At 35.4% G+C, this 19,040-nt stretch carries 15 protein-coding genes, 1 tRNA gene, 2 rRNA genes and 1 pseudogene (1 of these 19 only partly in view); 2 read left to right on the forward strand and 17 right to left on the reverse strand.

What is annotated here, in order from left to right; translation table 11 throughout:
- From ANG_RS00570 to ANG_RS00580, 3 genes are all read right to left on the reverse strand, one after another.
- A 23S ribosomal RNA gene (locus ANG_RS00570) occupies positions 1 to 47 on the reverse strand (it extends 2,855 nt beyond the left edge of the window).
- 263 nt (positions 48 to 310) lie between these two features.
- Positions 311 to 383, reverse strand: a tRNA-Ala gene (locus ANG_RS00575).
- 184 nt (positions 384 to 567) lie between these two features.
- Positions 568 to 2,123: ribosomal RNA gene (locus ANG_RS00580) — 16S ribosomal RNA — on the reverse strand.
- Together the 16S and 23S rRNA genes with 1 tRNA gene alongside form the textbook arrangement of a ribosomal RNA operon.
- 324 nt (positions 2,124 to 2,447) lie before the next feature.
- Between ANG_RS00580 and ANG_RS00585 the strand changes: the two genes are divergently transcribed.
- Positions 2,448 to 3,401 (forward strand): IS30 family transposase, encoded by a 954-nt coding sequence (locus ANG_RS00585; RefSeq protein ID WP_003034583.1) that lies wholly within the window; start codon positions 2,448 to 2,450, stop codon positions 3,399 to 3,401.
- A 58-nt stretch (positions 3,402 to 3,459) separates the two neighbouring features.
- Here the strand turns inward: ANG_RS00585 and ANG_RS00590 are convergent, their stop codons facing one another.
- From ANG_RS00590 to ychF, 11 genes are all read right to left on the reverse strand, one after another.
- Positions 3,460 to 3,933, reverse strand: coding sequence for a sigma-70 RNA polymerase sigma factor region 4 domain-containing protein (locus tag ANG_RS00590; RefSeq protein WP_020999414.1), 474 nt, complete (start codon positions 3,931 to 3,933; stop codon positions 3,460 to 3,462).
- A 202-nt stretch (positions 3,934 to 4,135) separates the two neighbouring features.
- Entirely contained in the window at positions 4,136 to 6,106 is a 1,971-nt protein-coding gene (gene ftsH / locus ANG_RS00595; RefSeq protein WP_025271546.1) for an ATP-dependent zinc metalloprotease FtsH, read from the reverse strand.
- Between the two features lie 20 nt (positions 6,107 to 6,126).
- Entirely contained in the window at positions 6,127 to 6,669 is a 543-nt protein-coding gene (gene hpt / locus ANG_RS00600; RefSeq protein ID WP_004225026.1) for a hypoxanthine phosphoribosyltransferase, read from the reverse strand.
- Positions 6,670 to 6,674: 5 nt separating this feature from the next.
- Complete coding sequence (gene tilS / locus ANG_RS00605; RefSeq protein WP_004225057.1) at positions 6,675 to 7,952, reverse strand: tRNA lysidine(34) synthetase TilS; 1,278 nt, start codon at positions 7,950 to 7,952, stop codon at positions 6,675 to 6,677.
- Complete coding sequence (locus ANG_RS00610) at positions 7,949 to 9,229, reverse strand: serine hydrolase (RefSeq protein WP_025271547.1); 1,281 nt, start codon at positions 9,227 to 9,229, stop codon at positions 7,949 to 7,951. Before ANG_RS00610 ends, tilS begins: the two co-directional genes overlap by 4 nt.
- Positions 9,222 to 9,350, reverse strand: coding sequence for an SP_0009 family protein (locus tag ANG_RS11530; protein WP_003038253.1), 129 nt, complete (start codon positions 9,348 to 9,350; stop codon positions 9,222 to 9,224). The genes ANG_RS00610 and ANG_RS11530 overlap by 8 nt, the downstream gene beginning before the upstream one ends.
- A gap of 2 nt (positions 9,351 to 9,352) precedes the next feature.
- Positions 9,353 to 9,721 carry a septum formation initiator family protein gene (locus ANG_RS00615; RefSeq protein WP_004225047.1) on the reverse strand — a complete coding sequence of 123 codons (369 nt, stop codon included), beginning with the start codon at positions 9,719 to 9,721 and terminating at the stop codon, positions 9,353 to 9,355.
- On the reverse strand, positions 9,714 to 9,980 hold the full coding sequence (locus ANG_RS00620; RefSeq protein WP_003029504.1) for an RNA-binding S4 domain-containing protein: 267 nt from the start codon (positions 9,978 to 9,980) through the stop codon (positions 9,714 to 9,716). The genes ANG_RS00615 and ANG_RS00620 overlap by 8 nt, the downstream gene beginning before the upstream one ends.
- A gap of 79 nt (positions 9,981 to 10,059) precedes the next feature.
- Complete coding sequence (gene mfd, locus ANG_RS00625; protein ID WP_025271548.1) at positions 10,060 to 13,566, reverse strand: transcription-repair coupling factor; 3,507 nt, start codon at positions 13,564 to 13,566, stop codon at positions 10,060 to 10,062.
- Positions 13,559 to 14,128 carry an aminoacyl-tRNA hydrolase gene (pth, locus tag ANG_RS00630; RefSeq protein WP_003038255.1) on the reverse strand — a complete coding sequence of 190 codons (570 nt, stop codon included), beginning with the start codon at positions 14,126 to 14,128 and terminating at the stop codon, positions 13,559 to 13,561. The genes mfd and pth overlap by 8 nt, the downstream gene beginning before the upstream one ends.
- Before the next feature lie 72 nt (positions 14,129 to 14,200).
- On the reverse strand, positions 14,201 to 15,316 hold the full coding sequence (ychF, locus tag ANG_RS00635) for a redox-regulated ATPase YchF (protein WP_004225045.1): 1,116 nt from the start codon (positions 15,314 to 15,316) through the stop codon (positions 14,201 to 14,203).
- A gap of 145 nt (positions 15,317 to 15,461) precedes the next feature.
- Here ychF and ANG_RS00640 point away from each other — a divergent pair.
- Positions 15,462 to 15,961 (forward strand): annotated as a pseudogene (locus tag ANG_RS00640) (DUF1307 domain-containing protein).
- 23 nt (positions 15,962 to 15,984) lie between these two features.
- On the opposite strand, the gene ANG_RS00645 reads toward ANG_RS00640, so the two are convergent.
- The 3 genes from ANG_RS00645 to dnaA form a co-directional block, all read right to left on the reverse strand.
- A complete protein-coding gene (locus tag ANG_RS00645) occupies positions 15,985 to 16,182 on the reverse strand; it encodes a DUF951 domain-containing protein (RefSeq protein ID WP_003038262.1) in 198 nt (65 codons plus the stop codon).
- Positions 16,182 to 17,318: a DNA polymerase III subunit beta gene (dnaN, locus tag ANG_RS00650; protein WP_004225019.1), complete on the reverse strand. Its 1,137-nt coding sequence runs from the start codon at positions 17,316 to 17,318 to the stop codon at positions 16,182 to 16,184. The genes ANG_RS00645 and dnaN overlap by 1 nt, the downstream gene beginning before the upstream one ends.
- Before the next feature lie 156 nt (positions 17,319 to 17,474).
- Complete coding sequence (gene dnaA, locus ANG_RS00655; RefSeq protein ID WP_004225063.1) at positions 17,475 to 18,818, reverse strand: chromosomal replication initiator protein DnaA; 1,344 nt, start codon at positions 18,816 to 18,818, stop codon at positions 17,475 to 17,477.
- Between the last annotated feature and the right edge of the window lie 222 nt (positions 18,819 to 19,040).

The raw sequence follows: 19,040 nt of genomic DNA on the forward strand, positions 1-19,040 counted from the left end.
GGCTCCTAGTGCCAAGGCATCCACCGTGCGCCCTTACTAACTTAACCTTATTTTTGACCTCTCAGTCATATACTCATTAATATTCACAGCGTTTCGGTTTATTTTCTTGTTACTATTTGATATCGTTATTCAATTTTCAATGTGCTAAATTTAGGATATTCAGAGACGGTTCGCTTGCGAAAACTTCTGTAGAAAAATAGGAAACTGACGCTGTGTTCCATGAACACAAGGAAGTTTATCTTTTTTCCTAAGAAGTTAGTCTCGTATTCAACTTCACTTCTTTATTAAGTTCAGTAGGATTCTATCCTAATGGAGCCTAGCGGGATCGAACCGCTGACCTCCTGCGTGCAAAGCAGGCGCTCTCCCAGCTGAGCTAAGGCCCCGTACAATACATAGTTGTACTCTATTTTATTTTTTCGCGATACTCTATTGTTAAGTTACCGCTGGTCCCTGTCGTGCGCTAACGCTTCGACAAAGGCGAACTGGCGTTCTCCTTAGCTGAGCTAAGGCCCCACAAGACCTCTCAAAACTAAACAAGACAAACTCAATGGCTTCCGTTTTCCTTAGAAAGGAGGTGATCCAGCCGCACCTTCCGATACGGCTACCTTGTTACGACTTCACCCCAATCATCTATCCCACCTTAGGCGGCTGGCTCCTTACGGTTACCTCACCGACTTCGGGTGTTACAAACTCTCGTGGTGTGACGGGCGGTGTGTACAAGGCCCGGGAACGTATTCACCGCGGCGTGCTGATCCGCGATTACTAGCGATTCCGACTTCATGTAGGCGAGTTGCAGCCTACAATCCGAACTGAGACTGGCTTTCAGAGATTAGCTTGCCGTCACCGGCTTGCGACTCGTTGTACCAGCCATTGTAGCACGTGTGTAGCCCAGGTCATAAGGGGCATGATGATTTGACGTCATCCCCACCTTCCTCCGGTTTATTACCGGCAGTCTCGCTAGAGTGCCCAACTCAATGATGGCAACTAACAATAAGGGTTGCGCTCGTTGCGGGACTTAACCCAACATCTCACGACACGAGCTGACGACAACCATGCACCACCTGTCACCGATGTTCCGAAGAAACTTCCTATCTCTAGAAATAGCATCGGGATGTCAAGACCTGGTAAGGTTCTTCGCGTTGCTTCGAATTAAACCACATGCTCCACCGCTTGTGCGGGCCCCCGTCAATTCCTTTGAGTTTCAACCTTGCGGTCGTACTCCCCAGGCGGAGTGCTTAATGCGTTAGCTGCGGCACTAAGTCCCGGAAAGGACCTAACACCTAGCACTCATCGTTTACGGCGTGGACTACCAGGGTATCTAATCCTGTTCGCTCCCCACGCTTTCGAGCCTCAGCGTCAGTTACAGACCAGAGAGCCGCTTTCGCCACCGGTGTTCCTCCATATATCTACGCATTTCACCGCTACACATGGAATTCCACTCTCCCCTTCTGCACTCAAGTTAAACAGTTTCCAAAGCCTACAATGGTTGAGCCACTGCCTTTCACTTCAGACTTTTCTAACCGCCTGCGCTCGCTTTACGCCCAATAAATCCGGACAACGCTCGGGACCTACGTATTACCGCGGCTGCTGGCACGTAGTTAGCCGTCCCTTTCTGGTTAAGTACCGTCACAGCATGAACTTTCCATTCTCACACTCGTTCTTCCTTAACAACAGAGCTTTACGATCCGAAAACCTTCTTCACTCACGCGGCGTTGCTCGGTCAGGGTTCCCCCCATTGCCGAAGATTCCCTACTGCTGCCTCCCGTAGGAGTCTGGGCCGTGTCTCAGTCCCAGTGTGGCCGATCACCCTCTCAGGTCGGCTATGTATCGTTGCCTAGGTAGGCCTTTACCCTACCTACTAGCTAATACAACGCAGGTCCATCTACTAGCGATGCAATTGCATCTTTTAAGCATCTAACATGTGTTACATACTGTTATGCGGTATTAGCTATCGTTTCCAATAGTTATCCCCCTCTAATAGGCAGGTTACCTACGCGTTACTCACCCGTTCGCAACTCACAGTCTATGGTGTAGCAAGCTACGGTATAAACTGTGCGTCCTACTTGCATGTATTAGGCACGCCGCCAGCGTTCGTCCTGAGCCAGGATCAAACTCTCATATAAAGTTTGAGCTCTCACTCATTTCTGTCACTGACAGATTTATTGTTTCTTCTTAATGTTTGACGGACTGTCTTCTTAAACAGTCGCCTGCACATTGGTTCGTCTTGTTCAGTTTTCAAAGGTCTTTGTCGCCCCTCAAGCGACAACTATCTTAGTATATCACCTCCTCCTCTTCTTGTCAATACCTTTTTTCATCTTTTTTTATTTTCTTAAACTTTTTCTTTCAATTGAAAGTTCTAAAATGAAGTTAGCCACTTCGAGTGTATGAAAAAACATCTCAAAGAGATATACTTGTAGTTCACCACAAATACAAGGAGATTCTTTAAGATGTCTACTCATTATACCCCAAAAGGCAAGCACTTAACAATAGCTGAGCGCCGTTTAATCGAAAAGTGGAAGGACGAGGGAAAATCAAATCGTCAAATCGCTCTCTTGCTTGGAAAAGGACCTCAAACTATTCATAATGACATCAAGCGTGAGCTGGTTCGCCAACAAGTACGCAAGGGAAAGTTTGAACTGCTCTATTCTGCAGATGCTGCTCAAAGTCGTTACGAATCAGCTAGAAAGAAGTCTGTCCGAAAGGGTCGACTTGATAAGGCTATCAAGGAGAAAATCTTGCACTATATCAAGCAGAAATACTCTCCTGAAATGATGGTAAATGCAAAGAAAGTCAACGTCCCCATATCTACCATCTACTACTGGATTCATCATGGACAGCTAGGACTGACCTACAAGGACTTGATTTATCCCAGAAAACCAAAAGCTGAAAAGAAGAGGGCTAGTCCGCGGTTTAAACCTGTTGGGAAGTCTATTGAGGGACGACCTGAAATCATCAACCAACGTCTTGAAAATGGGCATTATGAGATTGATACCGTCATTCTGACTAAGCAGAAAAATCAGTGCCTTCTCACCCTCACTGACCGCAGAAGTCGGCATCAGATTATCCGACTAATCCCTGACAAAACCGCTCAGTTGGTCAATCAAGTTGTCGCTGCACTTATGGAAACTAATACCATCAAATTCATCACGGCTGATAATGGAACGGAGTTTAATAGACTAGCTGAGATATTTCCACAGGACAACATCTATTACGCGTACCCTTACTCCTCACGGGAAAGAGGAACGAACGAGAATCATAACAGACTTATCAGACGATGGCTTCCTAAGGGAGTTAAGAAAATAACCCACAAACAAGTCACTTTCATCGAAAATTGGATTAATAACTATCCTAAGAAAGTTTTAAACTACAAGTCACCTCAGATTTTTTTGATGACTGGCTAACTTCTACTTGAAATTGAGCTTTTTATGACCTTTAAAAAGGGAAAAGTTCTGACTTATCTTAATCACTATAATCTTTTAAGTAGGCTCTTAATTCTCGAATCATAGCTTGGCGGCCTTTGAACCGTTCATCGGCTAGTAAGCGCTCGTACTGCTCCTGTTTCTCTGGGCTCAGTTGAGCTTGATAGCTCTTTAGCTGGTCTCGGAGAATCACCAATTCATCCAGATATAGTTCTTTTAGGCTGAGCTTGTGACCAATCTCGCTCACTTCTTCATAAGCTTGACGATCAAGTTTGCGTTTTTGACTTTCCTGTTTACGGAGGATGTCCAGGATATGATTCCGGAACTTGGTCTTATAGTAAACATAGAGCTGACTTTCTTCTTCTACCAGCTGCGGATACTGGCTTACCAACTGATAGAGCACCAACATTCCCTCTTGGTCCCAATCACTTAACTCCCACAGGTGGACATAATATTCCCGACAGCACTTTAGTACAATTCCTCTCACCTTGGCATATAACTCCTTGAACTCCATCTTCTTCTCCTTCCTTTTTCTTACCTTTTAAGGATAACAAACTTGAAGCTTTTAGGAGAGCTGGGTAGCTGTTCTACTCTTTTCGGTTTCTATTTCGCACTTCTTAATACACCTATCTATCTCTTCAGGTACTTTTACATTCTTTTCAGCGGATAAAGTTAAAACCCTCTGATTCTAAATCAAAGAGTTTTATCGTTTTAATTTATTCTGGCTTTTGCTCTTCCATTTGGGATTTCACTTCATCATAACTCAAAGCATGCGAAGAACTTACACTTGGTTCATCAGGCATTTCACCAGTTTCATACAATGATTTAATTTGATGACTATCAAGTGTTTCGTATTTAAGAAGAGCTTCTGCAATCAATTTATGCTTTTCACGATTTGATTGGATAATTTCTGCTGCTTTGTTGCGCGCTTCATTAAGCAAATTACGAACTTCTTCATCAATTTCATATGCAGTTTGCTCTGAAATTGATTTTTGTGGGCTCGCAGCGCCAAACATCGCATGGTTTCCTTCATATTGAACTGGACCGAGTTTTTCACTCATACCATACTCTGTTACCATCGCACGTGCCATTTGTGTGGCTTGTTCAAAGTCATTGGAAGCACCTGTAGTTTGGACGTTGAAAATAATTTCTTCAGCAACACGTCCCCCCATAAGTCCTGCCAATTGCTCTTTCATATCTTCTTTAGATAAAAGAGTCTGATCTTCTTTCGGGAGAGCAATCATATATCCACCTGCACGACCACGAGGTACAATGGTTACCTTGTGAACGACACGTGCATTTGATAAAACAAGACCAACAATCGTATGTCCTGCTTCATGATAAGCGACAATTTGCCGATCACGTTTTGAAACTGTCTTATCTTTTTTAGACGGTCCTGCAATAACACGATCTTCTGCTTCATCTATATCGGAAGCATCAATAACTCTTTTATTTCGACGCGCTGCGACAAGAGCCGCTTCATTTAAGACATTTTCCAAATCAGCACCAACAAAACCAGGCGTTTGTTGAGCAACTAGTTTTAAGTCAACATCTTCAGCAAGAGGTTTATTTCTAGCATGAACACGAAGGATTGCTTCGCGACCTTTTACATCTGGCTGACCAACAAGAACTTTACGGTCAAAACGACCAGGACGCAAAAGAGCGGGATCTAAAACATCACTTCGGTTAGTAGCAGCAATGACGATAACCCCTTCATTGCCTTCAAAACCATCCATCTCAATCAGAAGTTGATTAAGGGTTTGCTCGCGCTCATCATTTCCTCCACCGAGACCAACACCACGTTGACGACCAACAGCATCAATTTCATCAATAAAGATAATCGCTGGAGCTGCCTTTTTTGCATCTTCAAAAAGAGAGCGAACACGACTAGCACCGACACCGACAAACATTTCAACGAAATCTGAACCTGAAATACTAAAGAATGGAACTCCTGCTTCACCAGCGACGGCTTTTGCAAGAAGAGTTTTACCAGTCCCTGGAGGGCCTTCAAGAAGAACACCAGCTGGTATGCGAGCTCCTAGTTTTGTATAACGTTTAGGATCCTTTAGAAATTCAACAACTTCAACTAGTTCTTGTTTTTCTTCTTCCGCACCTGCTACATCAGAAAAACGTACTTTTATATCTTCTTTGTTTGTCGCACGCGCTTTATTACGTCCAAAACTCATAGCTCCACGCGCTCCACCGCCTCCACCTTGATTCATCATAGAGAACAGGAAGAAAGCAAAGATGGCAAATGGCACCAGAGTTGTCAGCACCTGAATCCAGACACCACTTGAACTTTCACGTTTAATGGTGATTTCAGTTCCCTTATCTGAAGCTAATTTTTGTAATTCAGCTACCGTTAAATCTGAAGGTAGAATAACACTAGTAAAGCGGCTTACAGAGGTAGAAGAAGGAGTAAAAAACTGAATACCACTATTATCCTTTACCTTCTTTTCTTTCTTATAAGTACCTGCAACTTCAATAACACTACCATTTGGCTGATAGCTAATATCCTTTACATTTCCATTTTTAATTTCTTTAACTAGCTCAGTATAGTTAATTTGTTGGCTGCGACCTACAGAACTTCCAGCTGAAAAATACTGAAAACCTGTAATGACAACAACAATGATTAAAATGTATAGGAAAGGATTTTTTATAAAACCATTATTTTGTTTATTTTTCATCTATCTATCAATATACCTTTTTATTTTGTGTAAACTTCTTCTTTTAAAACACCTACATATGGCAGATTCCGATAATTTTCATCAAAATCTAGACCATAACCAACTACAAATTCATTTGGAATTGTAAAACATGTGTAATCTGCTTCAATATCAACTTTTCGTCCTTCGGGCTTGTCCAAAAGTGTAGCAATTTTAACAGATGCAGCTTTTTTCTCCCTAAATAACTCACACAGGCTTTTCAATGTTTTTCCCGTATCAATAATATCTTCGACAAAAAGAATATGACGTCCAGCAATATCTTGATCAATATCTTTAATAATATTGATAACACCACTGCTAGATGTCCCACCATGATAGCTTGACACTAACATAAAATCCATTTCAATATGGGTATCAACATGCTTTATCAACTCTGCCATAAAAGGGATGGAACCTTTGAGAATTCCTACAAAAATAGGATTTTTCCCTGCATAATCACTAGTTAATTGAGTTCCTAAATTTTTTGCTGCTGCCACGATCTCATCATGTGAAACCAAAACTTTCTTAATATCTTGTTCTAGCATCTTCTTTACCTATCTAAATTTTGAATATAAAGTTTGTTATACATTATATCATTTTTTTGACTCTTACTCAAATCACATGTTACGATTCCAACAATTGCTAAGATTTTCCCATTTTGCTCAATAATAATAGCATTTTTTCTTTGATCTATAGGGATTTTTTGATCAATAAAGTAACGACGAAGCTTTTTATGGTGTTGGTTCAAGATAATTTCATCTTGTTCTTTTCTATGTCGAAGTAAAATTTCTGTTTCACGTGAAACAAACACTTCTTGGATGTTTTTTCCATGAAGCTCTTTTCCAAAAGAAAAGCGATAATTACCATATTCTACAATATCGTTATATTTTAACAAAATTGAATCCACTTTTAAATCAGACTGTGGACTGATTTTACGAATCTCAAAGGAATCATAATTTTTATAGAGTTCGTAACCCGCTTTAAGTGGTTGCTGATAATTAGATTGTTTGTTCAAGATTGCTAAAATATCAGAAAACTGTGCTTTACTTACCTGCAAATCAGGAAATTTCTTTAAATAAGTCTGTAGCAAAAAACTTTGCACAAAATATGGCTGAGATTGAAATTCTTTTAGATTTGTTAATTCAATATTTTTAGTTAAATATGCTAATGCGTTCTGCATTTGAGAAATTTCTGTTCCCAATTCTATTAAATGTTTCCTAAACTGCGGATCTTCTTGTTCTAACAACGGAAAATACTCATTTCGAATTCGATTACGTAAATAATGGTTCTCTTGATTTGTCCAATCTTCAAAATGAAAAATAGGAGGGAAATCTGATTTTTGAAAAGAAAGCAACGGTCTTATCAATTCTCCATTTGCAAATTTTTGTTTTTCTTTCATTCCTGAAATATGAACTAAACGACTGCCACGAAGAATTCTCATAAAAATCGTTTCTGCTTGGTCATCAGCATGGTGTGCTGTTACTAATGCTGTGCATTGTTCCTCTTTCATAATTTTTTTGAAAAAAGCATAGCGAAAATCACGCGCTTTTTGTTCTGAGAATGGTCCAGAAAAACTTGATGTAAAAATGCTTACACCAAGTTTCTTTGCTATTTTTTTTAGTTTTTCTTCTTCAAAGTCAGATTCTTCTCTCACTCCATGATTAACATGAGCAAGGTAAATTTCTATTTCTAGTTTTTCGCGATATTTATAAAGCCAGTCAAGCAAAGTCATAGAATCTAATCCACCAGAAATAGCAAGTAAAACTTTTCTATGATGTCTGAAATAGCCTTTTTTTTGCAACATTTGAAAAAATTGTTGTTCTATCATTTCAAAACCTCATAAATATCATCTGCAATTTTAGAAATGGTGTCATAATCAGAATGATTTGTAAAAATAGACAGAACAAAAGGAGAATTAGTATAAACAATTGCAACATCATGCTTAAAATCATAAGCATCCCCAATTTTATGAGCCACTTTTACATTTATATTTTTAGAAATACGCTGCTCATCAAAATTTGTTTGTGATAGTGCATTGATAATGTCCCCATTTTGTTCATAGATAGCTTCCATCACATTTCCTACCATCCTTGCTGAAGCATCGCGTTTTTCCACATCCCATTTTTTCCCAGCGATTTGCTCAATTGTTGCTTGATAAGCGTTGTCTGATTGATTAGTAATATAATATCCTAAAATATTTGTAGCTGCATTATCCGATTCTTTTGCGATATGGTTCATCAATTCCTGAATGCTGTAGGACTTATTATCTGATTTTTTAGAAATGCTTCCACTACCTTCTGTATCATAAGCACCTGAATAGTCATTTACAGCAGGAATATATTTTAAACCAGAAGATGGCTTGTATTTTCCTTCATTCAACTGCTTTTGAGCATAATAAAGAATAGGAAGTTTTGCCACACTAGCAGAATACATTTCCAAATCTGGGTTGATACCAGCAGTTTTCCCAGAATCTAGTTGTTTTACATAGATAGAATAGTCTGCTTTATTGTACTTGCTTGTTAAGATTTCTTGAACTTTATCCATACGATTATCTGTATCAGATAGATATTTTACATCAATCCAACCTTTGCCCTCAACATAAGCATATTTTCCTGATGTCGTCTCAGCCAGTTGAGTAATTTTCACTGGATGATATGGTAATAAATTCGTCTTCACTTCCTTTGTTCCATTTACAAAAGCTTGATTGTAAACTACAAACGACGGTTTGAGCCATATTGTTTGTGAAATATCTTCACTAGATTGGACAATATCATCATAAATCATTCGTTTATCGGCAGGAATGAATTGTCCATTTGCGAGTTTAAAAACTGGGAGTCCTTGTTCATTGACTTGTAAGTCAGAAAGTTTAATTGGTGTATTCGGAGTTAAACTCCCAGCAACTTTTTCTAAATTTAAGGACATATAAGTTGGAATTTGCTCATAAACATTTGGATTGGTTGGAAGATCCGTGTAGTAGTTACTGTAGGTCGTACTAGTAATTTCATACTGTTGCTTTGCGGTCAATTTTACATCTTGTTCTGTACTTACTACTACTTTTGCAGTGAAAAATGCTGGCAACAATAATAGAAATAGCAACTTACGCATGCTCTCCCCCTTCCTTTTTAGTCTCTTCTAATTTTAAGGTCTGATTTTTTCTGGATAATTCTTCTAATTTTTCATCAGAAAACTCCAAAAATTGTTCAATCGTTTTTAATAAATTTTCCATCCTTACTGTGGCAACAATCCTGGGATTGTATAGATATATTCCCCTTGTTTAGAATAATAATATTTAGCACGTGCATATTTAGCAGCATATTCTTCATCTTTTAATTTATTAGCAAAAGCTTTTTGAGATTCTTTTTCGTTGCTTATTTCTTCGTATCTCTTTTGTAAATGCGTTAATTGTGTTCGACGTTCTAGTAAATTTTGATAACTTTGAACCAAATTAAATGTCGGTAAAATGAACAATAAGATGACTAAAATCAATACCCAACCCATAAAGCGATTCTTTTTTCTTCTTTCTTGCTCTAAATAACGACGATGTTGGTTTTCATCTTGTATATAGCGATTATTTAATTGAACAATATTTCTAGCCATCTACTTCTACCTTTGTTTCTTTTATAATTTCGTACATTTTAGTGGCATCTTCTTTTTTAGTGCTGTCTTTCATCTCTAGAACACGAACTAATAAAATTTTATTTCCAAAACGAATCTCTATTTCGTCATTGATTTTTAAATCTGTTGAACTTTTAGCTAAAATTCCATTTACTTTAATTCTTCCCTTATCGGCTACCTCTTTAGCGATAGGACGACGTTTTATAATACGGGATACTTTTAAATATTTATCTAATCTCATAAAGTTACCTCAATTTATTATTTTACCATTTTTTAAAAAGATATTATAGATGAAAGCGAAACTTTACAAAATTGTAAAGTTAGCAATCTTTCTTTTGATTTTTAATTTCTACCAACTTTTCTGAAAACTGCAGAAGTCCTTCTAAAATTTCATAATCTTTTTTATTTTTTACATCAAATATAACTTCAATCAATCCCTTATTTTCTGAAATTCTTGCTTTTAAATTTGTTACAGAAAGAGCTTCAAAGTAATCTTGAGTTAAGAAAAACTGTTGAGAAACTTTTTCAAATCGGACAATCACAGATTGTTGCTTTTTTTCAACAAGCTGAACAAAAGCTTGATCTAAATAAGACTTTACAAGACCAATTTCTAATAAAAAGGCAACAACATCTGGATATTCTCCAAAACGATCTATCAATTCATTCTGTAATTCTTCATAATTTACACGACTGTCAATCTCGCGAATACGTTTGTAAATTTCAATTTTCTGCCTTTCATCAGTAATGTAATCGCTAGGAAGATAGGCATCAATCTGCAAAATAATTTCAGCATTTCCTTTTTGCCTTCTTTTTTCTTTACCTTGTTTTTTAGCAATAGCCTCTTCTAATAATTGAGAATACATTTCAAAGCCAACAGAATCAATAAAACCAGATTGTGAGCTTCCAAGAATATTTCCAGCACCACGAATAGATAAATCTCGCATAGCAATTTTAAAACCAGAGCCTAATTCTGTAAATCCTTTTATAGTTTCCAAACGTTTTTCAGAAATTTCTGTCAAAACCTTGTCAGGACGATACATGAGATAGGCATAAGCAATACGATTACTACGACCAACACGCCCCCGCAATTGATATAAAGTTGACAGTCCCATGTAATCTGCATTTTCAATAAAAAGAGTATTAACATTAGGAATATCAACACCAGTTTCAATAATAGTCGTTGTCACCAAAATATCATATTCCCCATTGATAAAATCAAGTAAAGTATTTTCAAGAAGGATTTCACTCATTTGACCATGTACATATCCAATAGAAGCTTCTGGAATCAATTCTTTCAATTCTGAAACTTTTTGCTCCATTGTATCAACTTTATTGTAAAGATAGTAAACCTGTCCTCCTCGATCCATTTCTCTTAAAACTGCATCTCGAATAACTGTTGCATTATTTTCTAAAACATAAGTTTGAACAGGGTAGCGATTTGTTGGAGGAGTTTCAATAACTGATAAATCACGTATACCTAACATAGACATATGGAGTGTACGAGGAATAGGGGTCGCCGTCAAAGTTAAAACATCAACTTTCGTTTTCAACTCTTTTAATTTTTCTTTATGCTTAACTCCAAAGCGTTGTTCCTCATCAATAACAATGAGTCCCAAATCAGAAAAATTAACATCTTTTGACAGGAGACGATGCGTTCCAATAATAATATCCACCTGCCCTTTTTTTAGTTTTTCTAAAATTGTTTTTTGTTCTGATTTACTTTTAAAACGACTTAATACTTCAATATTGATAGGAAAATCATTGAAACGTTCCTTAAAATTCGTATAATGCTGTTGAGCTAAAACAGTAGTTGGAACTAAAATTGCCACTTGTTTATGATCATTTACTGCTTTAAAAGCAGCTCTCATAGCTACTTCCGTCTTCCCAAAACCAACGTCCCCAACTAAAAGACGATCCATAGGATGATCACTTTCCATGTCTTTTTTAACTTCTTTTATAGAACGCAGCTGATCTTCTGTTTCTACGTAAGGAAAATCATTATCAAATTCTTGCTGGTAAGAATCATCACTAGAAAAAGCAAACCCCTTTAATTGACTTCTCTCTGCGTAAAGTTTGATTAAATCCTCAGCAATGTCTTCGACTTGATGTTGTACTCTCTGTTTAGTTTTTTGAAAACGTCCATCGTTTAATTTATTGATTTTAGGCGCTTTACCATCACTCGCAACATATTTAGAAAGAAGCTGAATCTGATCAACAGGAATAGAAATACGATCTGCATTTTGATATTGAATAGTGAGATAATCACGATGAATTCCTGAAATTTCAATCGTCTCAATTCCTAAATATCGCCCAATTCCATGAACATTATGAACAACATAATCTCCTTTTTCTAGCTCATTATAATTTTTCAAACGTTCAGCGTTAGAAATATTCTGTCTACGAACTTTTCGTTTTACTTTTTTTTGCAGAATTTCATACTCTGTAATCAAAACAATTTTTTCATCTACAAAATTAAATCCTTGAACTAAATGCCCTTCTACTAATTGAACAGCATGTTCATGAATTTTAGTATCATTGACATAATCAAGTGAAATTTCATACTCTTGTAAAGTTTTATGTAAAGTTTGTAAAGATAATGAAGAATTTGATTGTAAAATAACTGTATAGTTAGATTTTTTATAGCGACTGATTTCTTCTTTTAAAAGCTGGAATTGACTAAAAAATTCCTGCATAGGATACTGATTAAATTGATAAAGAGAATCAAATTTTAAATTTCCCAGTCCTTTATGAAAATTGGAAAAGAAGGTAGCTGGTTTATACTTTCTAAATATTGAATAAACATCTGCAAAATAAGATTGATTTGCAATAGCTTTACTAGTTTGTAAATCTTCTGTCAATAAATTTGCTGCTTCTAATTGAAACTGAGCATGTCTATTCATAATTTTTTGAAAATCATCAAAGAAAATTGGGCTATGTTTTGGAATATAATCAAGAATTGTCCATTCATTTTGATAAAAATAAGACAATAATTTTCTAATATCAGCATGTTGAATTTGTTCTTTTGTACTAGCTAAAATCTCCTCTAAATAAGATTTTGAAGTTGAATCTACAGTTTTTTCTATAAGATTTTCTATTTTTTTCTGTGCACTTTTATAATCTGCTTTAGTAAATATGATATCTGTAGCAGGATGAATATGCACATGTTCTACATTTTGAATAGAAATTTGATTTTCAGGATTAAATAGACGAATACCATCAACTTCATCACCAAAAAATTCAACCCGAAAAGGCATTTGACTAGAGCGCTCAAAAACATCTAAAATATCACCACGAAGACTAAACTCCCCTTGTTTCAATACTTGTGATACTTGCTTATAACCTGAATTTAGCAATTGAGAAATCAAATCTTTCAACTCATATTCTTGCCCTATTTTTAAATCAATATAAGCTGAATTGAAATTAACAGGATTGGGTAAAGATAGTTGACTAGCTGCCACATTAACTATCAAAAATCCTGATTGTTGAGAATCTAATAAAAAATCTAGAGCTTCCAAACGAGAAAAAATCTTTTCTTGAGAAGAAAAGACAAACTCAGCTAACGGAGTATCAGCTGCAAGAAATGTATAGACCCTCTCTTCTCCCACCAAGCCAATCAGATCACTAGAAAGTCTTTCTGCTTCACTATAAGTAGACGTTAAAATCAAAATTTTGTGATTTTCTTCTACACAAGAGGCCATTGTAATAGCCTTAGTTGAAGATGACAAACCCATTAGTAGCTGTCGAGTTGATTTATTTAGATTTCTTTGCCAATCAGCTATCTGTTTATTTTGATTAAATAATTCAATAATATCCATCTTTTTATCCATTGTACTGTTGCATTGTTTGTTCAAAATTATCAGACTGTAAATAATAATTTACAGCACTGTCAACTTTGTCAAGTGTATTTAAAATTATAGCATAGTCTCCTTTTGAAAATTTTCCTAACACATGGTGAATAATGGTTATATTATTTTCGGGACGACCAATACCAATTTTAATTCGTTTGAATTCTTGGGTTCCTATATGTTTGATAATTGATTTGATGCCATTGTGACCACCAGCAGATCCTTTTGCTCTAAGTCGTATTTTTCCTACTTCCATATCTAAGTCATCATAGATAACCACTAAATCTTCAATATCTAGACCATAATAAGATAAAAGGGCATGAACAGCCTTTCCACTTTCATTCATAAAGGTCGTTGGTTTGACAAAATACACTTTCTCACCATTAAAAAATGTGGAAGCTATCTCTGCTTGAAAAATTTTATCAGTTGTAAACTTTAAACTTTGTTCTTTACACATTTTGTCAACGAGCATAAATCCGACATTATGTCTTGTTTCAAAATATTTTTCTCCAGTATTTCCTAATCCTACAATCATCTTTACCATTTTTTACCTCTAAAAAGACCAAAAGGGCTGGAAAAGTTTTTCCAACCTCGTTTATATTTAGTTTACAGTGCTTTACACATTAAATCTAAATTCCATAATATCGCCATCTTGAACGATATATTCTTTTCCTTCTTCACGCAGCCGTCCTGCTTCCTTGACTGCTTTTTCACTCCCATATTTCACTAAATCATCATAAGACATAGTTACAGCACGGATGAAGCCTTTTTCAAAGTCTGAGTGAATAATGCCAGCTGCTTGTGGTGCTTTCATGCCACGTTTAAATGTCCAAGCTCGAACTTCCTTTTCTCCTGCTGTAAAATAAGTTCCAAGTCCTAATAAATGATAAGCTGCTCTGGTTAATTTGTCAACCCCAGATTCGTTCAAGCCCATTGCTTCAAGAAATTCAGCTTTATCTTCATCATCTAGCTCAGAAATTTCTTCTTCAGCACGCGCTGATATAACCACTACCTTTGCATTTTCAGTTGCTGCAAACTCGCGAATTTGTTGAACATACTCAATATTATTCGGATCTGCTACCTCGTCTTCACCAACATTCGCAACATAAAGCACTGGTTTTGTAGTCAATAAAAATAATTTTTTGACAATTTTTTGTTCTTCTTCATCAAATTCAATGGTACGCGCTGATAAACCATTTTCTAAAACTGGTTTAATTTTTTGCAAAACATGAAATTCAGCTACTGAATCTTTATCTTTTTGGGTTCGAGCAACTTTTTCCACACGTGCATAGCGTTTGTTGATACTTTCTAAATCTGCCAAAATCAACTCAAGATTAATCGTTTCAATATCAGCCATTGGGTCAACAAAATTTGACTCACGTCCTTGTTCCCGCATAACATTTTCATCATCAAAAGCCCGAACCACATGAACAATGGCATCAACTTCACGAATGTTAGCCAAAAATTTATTTCCAAGACCTTCTCCTTTTGAAGCACCTTTTACAATCCCTGCAATATCTGTAAACTCAAAAGTTGTTGGCACTTTTTTCTGTGGTTTGATAAGTTCTGTTAATTTATCCAAACGAGCATCTGGAACTTCTACCCGTCCAACATTAGGGTCAATCGTTGCAAAGGGATAGTTAGCTGCCTCTGCTCCTGCTTTTGTAATTGCATTAAATAAAGTGGATTTTCCAACATTAGGTAATCCTACAATTCCTGCTGTTAAAGCCATTTAGCTCTTCCTTTCATCTTCTCAGTTCAATAAACCATTATACCATATTTACAACTATTTGACTTATAACTTAATCATTTTTGTAAAATGTTGTATTTTCCTAATAAAAATATTATAATTTTATTGAGGTATAGGAGGTAATGCCATGAAAAAAAGATATTTAAAACAATTATTGTTTAGTATTGTTGCAGTTTTTTCACTCATAACTCTCATTGCATGCGGGTCTCAGGAAAAAAAATGTCATTTCAAAGAATTGATCAAAATTTACAATACGACTTACGTTTAACTTATTATTATAAAGGAGATACTGTCACAAAACAAACTACTAATTCATTTTGGTCTTATAAAACCTTAGGAGCTACTAAAAAAGAAGATGTTAAAGACAGAATTGATAAAGCTTCTCAAATGTATCAAAATATTAAGGGAATTAAAGAAAAAGTCACTTATGAAGAAAAGGGAGTTAAGGAAACTGTAGAAATTAACTTTAATAAAGTAGACTTTGATAAATTAGCAACCTTGCCTGGAATGTATACAGATAAGAATACAAGAAAATCTAAAAAAATTAGTATGAAAGCTAGTAAAGAACTCTTAACAAGTAAAGGTTTTAAAGAAATTACAGACGGTAAATTTGAAAAATTAAAATAAGATCATGAAAAAGTGCTAAGAAATCAATTTCCTAGCACTTTTTTTAGTTTTCGTTCAAAATTATATCGGCTCATCATCACGATATGTTGGCAATTTGTACAGCGAATTTTAATATCCGCACCCACTCGAATAATTTCCCAATGATTTGCTTTTTTGCCTGTAGATTTAATCGTACAAGCATGTGGTTTTTTCATTTCAACAAAATTTCCTACATCATACATTAGTTTGTTCTCACTGGCGTAATCAATTGAATAAAGTTTTCTGTATCTTCATTTGGAACTAAAGTAAATGGACGTACAGCCGAAATAAAGCTGATTGTAACTTTTTCACTATTAATAGCTTTCAATGAATCAATTAAATAAGTTGGATTAAAACTGATGGTTAAATCTTGACCTGATATACTTTCAGTATCAATTTCTTCATTTACACGGCCAACTTCAGGAGAGTTCACATGTGCACTAACTACACCATTTATAATTTCTAATTTAACTGTTCCATTCTGAGTTGCATTTGAAAGAAGGCGTGCGCGTTCCATTGCGTAACGAAGGTCATTTTTATCAAATGTGACAACACTCGTAAATTCTGTTGGAATTAAACGGTCGGTATCAGGATAATTTCCCTCTAACAGCCGAGTGTAGAAGCTAATATTTTCACTTCTAAAAAGCAATTGATTATTTGTGAAGTAAATCTCTACTGTTTCAATATCATCCGTAAAAACGGCTGAAAATTCGCGTAGAGAACGACTAGGAATAACAACATCAAAATTATCCCCATTTTTTTCTAAGACAATCTTCTTTTGGCTCATCCGATGAGAGTCTGTTGCAACCGTCTTTAAATTTTTATTTTCTGTTAAAACAAAATGAACCCCCGTTAAAATCGGACGACTTTCTTGTGTACTAGCTGCAAAAGCTGTCTCGTTAATAATATTTTTAAGAACACTTGTTTCAAGCATCAAAGGATTACTTGCTGAAATTTCTTGAATACGAGGGTATTGATCTGCATCTTTTCCTTTTAAGGTAATTTCTGATTTACCACTAGTTAAAACAATTTGCTTTTGCTCAATTTCTTTAAAATCAAGTGTAACATCAGGAAGACTTGATACAACATTGATGAAAAAAGTTGCTTCAAGCAAAATGGAGCCTGAAGAGGTCACTAAAAGCCCTGCATTTTCGTTTTTAATTGAAATAAAATTTTCAATAGAGATTTGTCCATTTGAACCAATTAATGTAATTCCTTCATTTGTAACATCAATTTTTACTGTAGAAAGAATTGGAATAGCATTTTTAAGACTAATAGCGCGTTTGGTTGTATTTAAAGCTTGTAAAAATAAATTTTTATTGATTGAAAAGTTAATCATAGACACTCCTTTTATTATTTTATGATTATTAAGTTAATAGTAATAGTAGTTTGTGTGAAACTTGTGGAAAAGTTTCCTAATCAGCGATAGAACACAAAAACAGACTTGTTTATAAATTGTGAATAACTTTAACATTTTTTCTGCAATTATCCACAGTTATCTGATTTTATTTTTTATGTTTTCTATTTCTAATCGAAGATTATCATCCGTTTCGAGCATTGTTTTAATTTTCCCATGAGCATGTATGACCGTTGTATGATCTTTACCGCCAAATTCTCTTCCAATTTTTGGAAGACTATTATCGGTTAATTCACGGGCCAAATACATAGCTACTTGTCTAGCAAGGACAATATTTTGAACCCGACGACTTCCTTTCATTTCTTTAACGCTAACTCCATAGAAATTTCCAACTTCTGTTTGGATTTTATCAATTGGAATAACTAAAATTTGACTTGCATCTTGTTTTCGAGCTCGAATAGCTTCAGCAGCAGCGTCAATTGTAATTTCTTTCAGATTTTTTACTCTAGCCATAAGAGAAATATCATTTAGAGCACCTTCTAAATCTCGCACATTTGAATCAAATTGACCTGCTAGATATTCTAAGGTATCATTTGGAAAAATGTAATCTAAACCTTCTATCTTATTGCGTAAAATAGCGATTCTTGTTTCAAAATCAGGTGGAGTAATGTTTTGAGTTAATCCCCATTTGAAGCGCGTGACTAAACGTTCTTCAAGATTATCCAGATGATCAGGACTTCGGTCGCTTGTTAAAACAATTTGTTTATTATCTCCGTGCAAAGCATTAAAGGTATTGAAAAATTCTTCTTGAGTAGAAACTTTTTTTCCTCCTAAAGATTGAATGTCATCAATCAATAAGAGATCAAGGCTGCGATAAGTTCTCTTAAAACTTTCCATTTCTCCTAATCGAAGATGTTCTAAAAAGTCGTTGATAAAAGTCTCAGCAGGAATGTATTTCACTCTAGCATCAGGAATATTTTCTAAAATTTGATTTCCAATTGCATTTAGTAAATGGGTTTTTCCTAATCCTGGTCCACCATAGATAAACAATGGATTATAAGTTGTTGCTAAATTTTCAGAAACAGCGAGTGCCGCCGATAGAGCCCAAACATTTCCATCACCTTGAACAAAATTATCAAATGTATATTTTGCTTTTAACCCAGTTTCAACAGGAGGAAGACTTGGTTTACCTACTGAATGATTTGTATTTGTTGATGGAGTAACTTCATCATTTTCCTCTTGAAAGATATAGTGTACGGTGATTTGGTCATTATAAATTTCAAAACCTGCAGTAATGATGACATCTGCTAAATTTTGATCCCAAAATAATTGTTTGACAGGACTGTCAAGAAGTACAGTAGCTTGAAAATTTTCAACTTTCATTAACCGAGCTCCTGAAACAAAATAATCATATGTATTTTTTTTGATTTGTTTTTGAGCCAATTCTAAAACACGCGCCCAAAAATTAGCTTCTTGTGACATAAAAAACCTCCTTCCTTGCTAATAAATTCTTCGTTATATTTAATTATCCATAGAAGTTATTTTAACATAAAACGCAAAAGTTTTCCACAATCTGTGGAAATAAATTCACATTGTTCTTTAAAGTTTTCCACAGATTGTGAATAAAGGAGTTTTTCTGTGATTTATTAAGTTTTTCTTATAAAATAAGAGTGGATAACTCTGTGACTTGAAAGAATAAAAATA

The organism is Streptococcus anginosus subsp. whileyi MAS624, assembly GCF_000478925.1.
Classification (GTDB): Bacteria; Bacillota; Bacilli; order Lactobacillales; family Streptococcaceae; genus Streptococcus; species Streptococcus whileyi.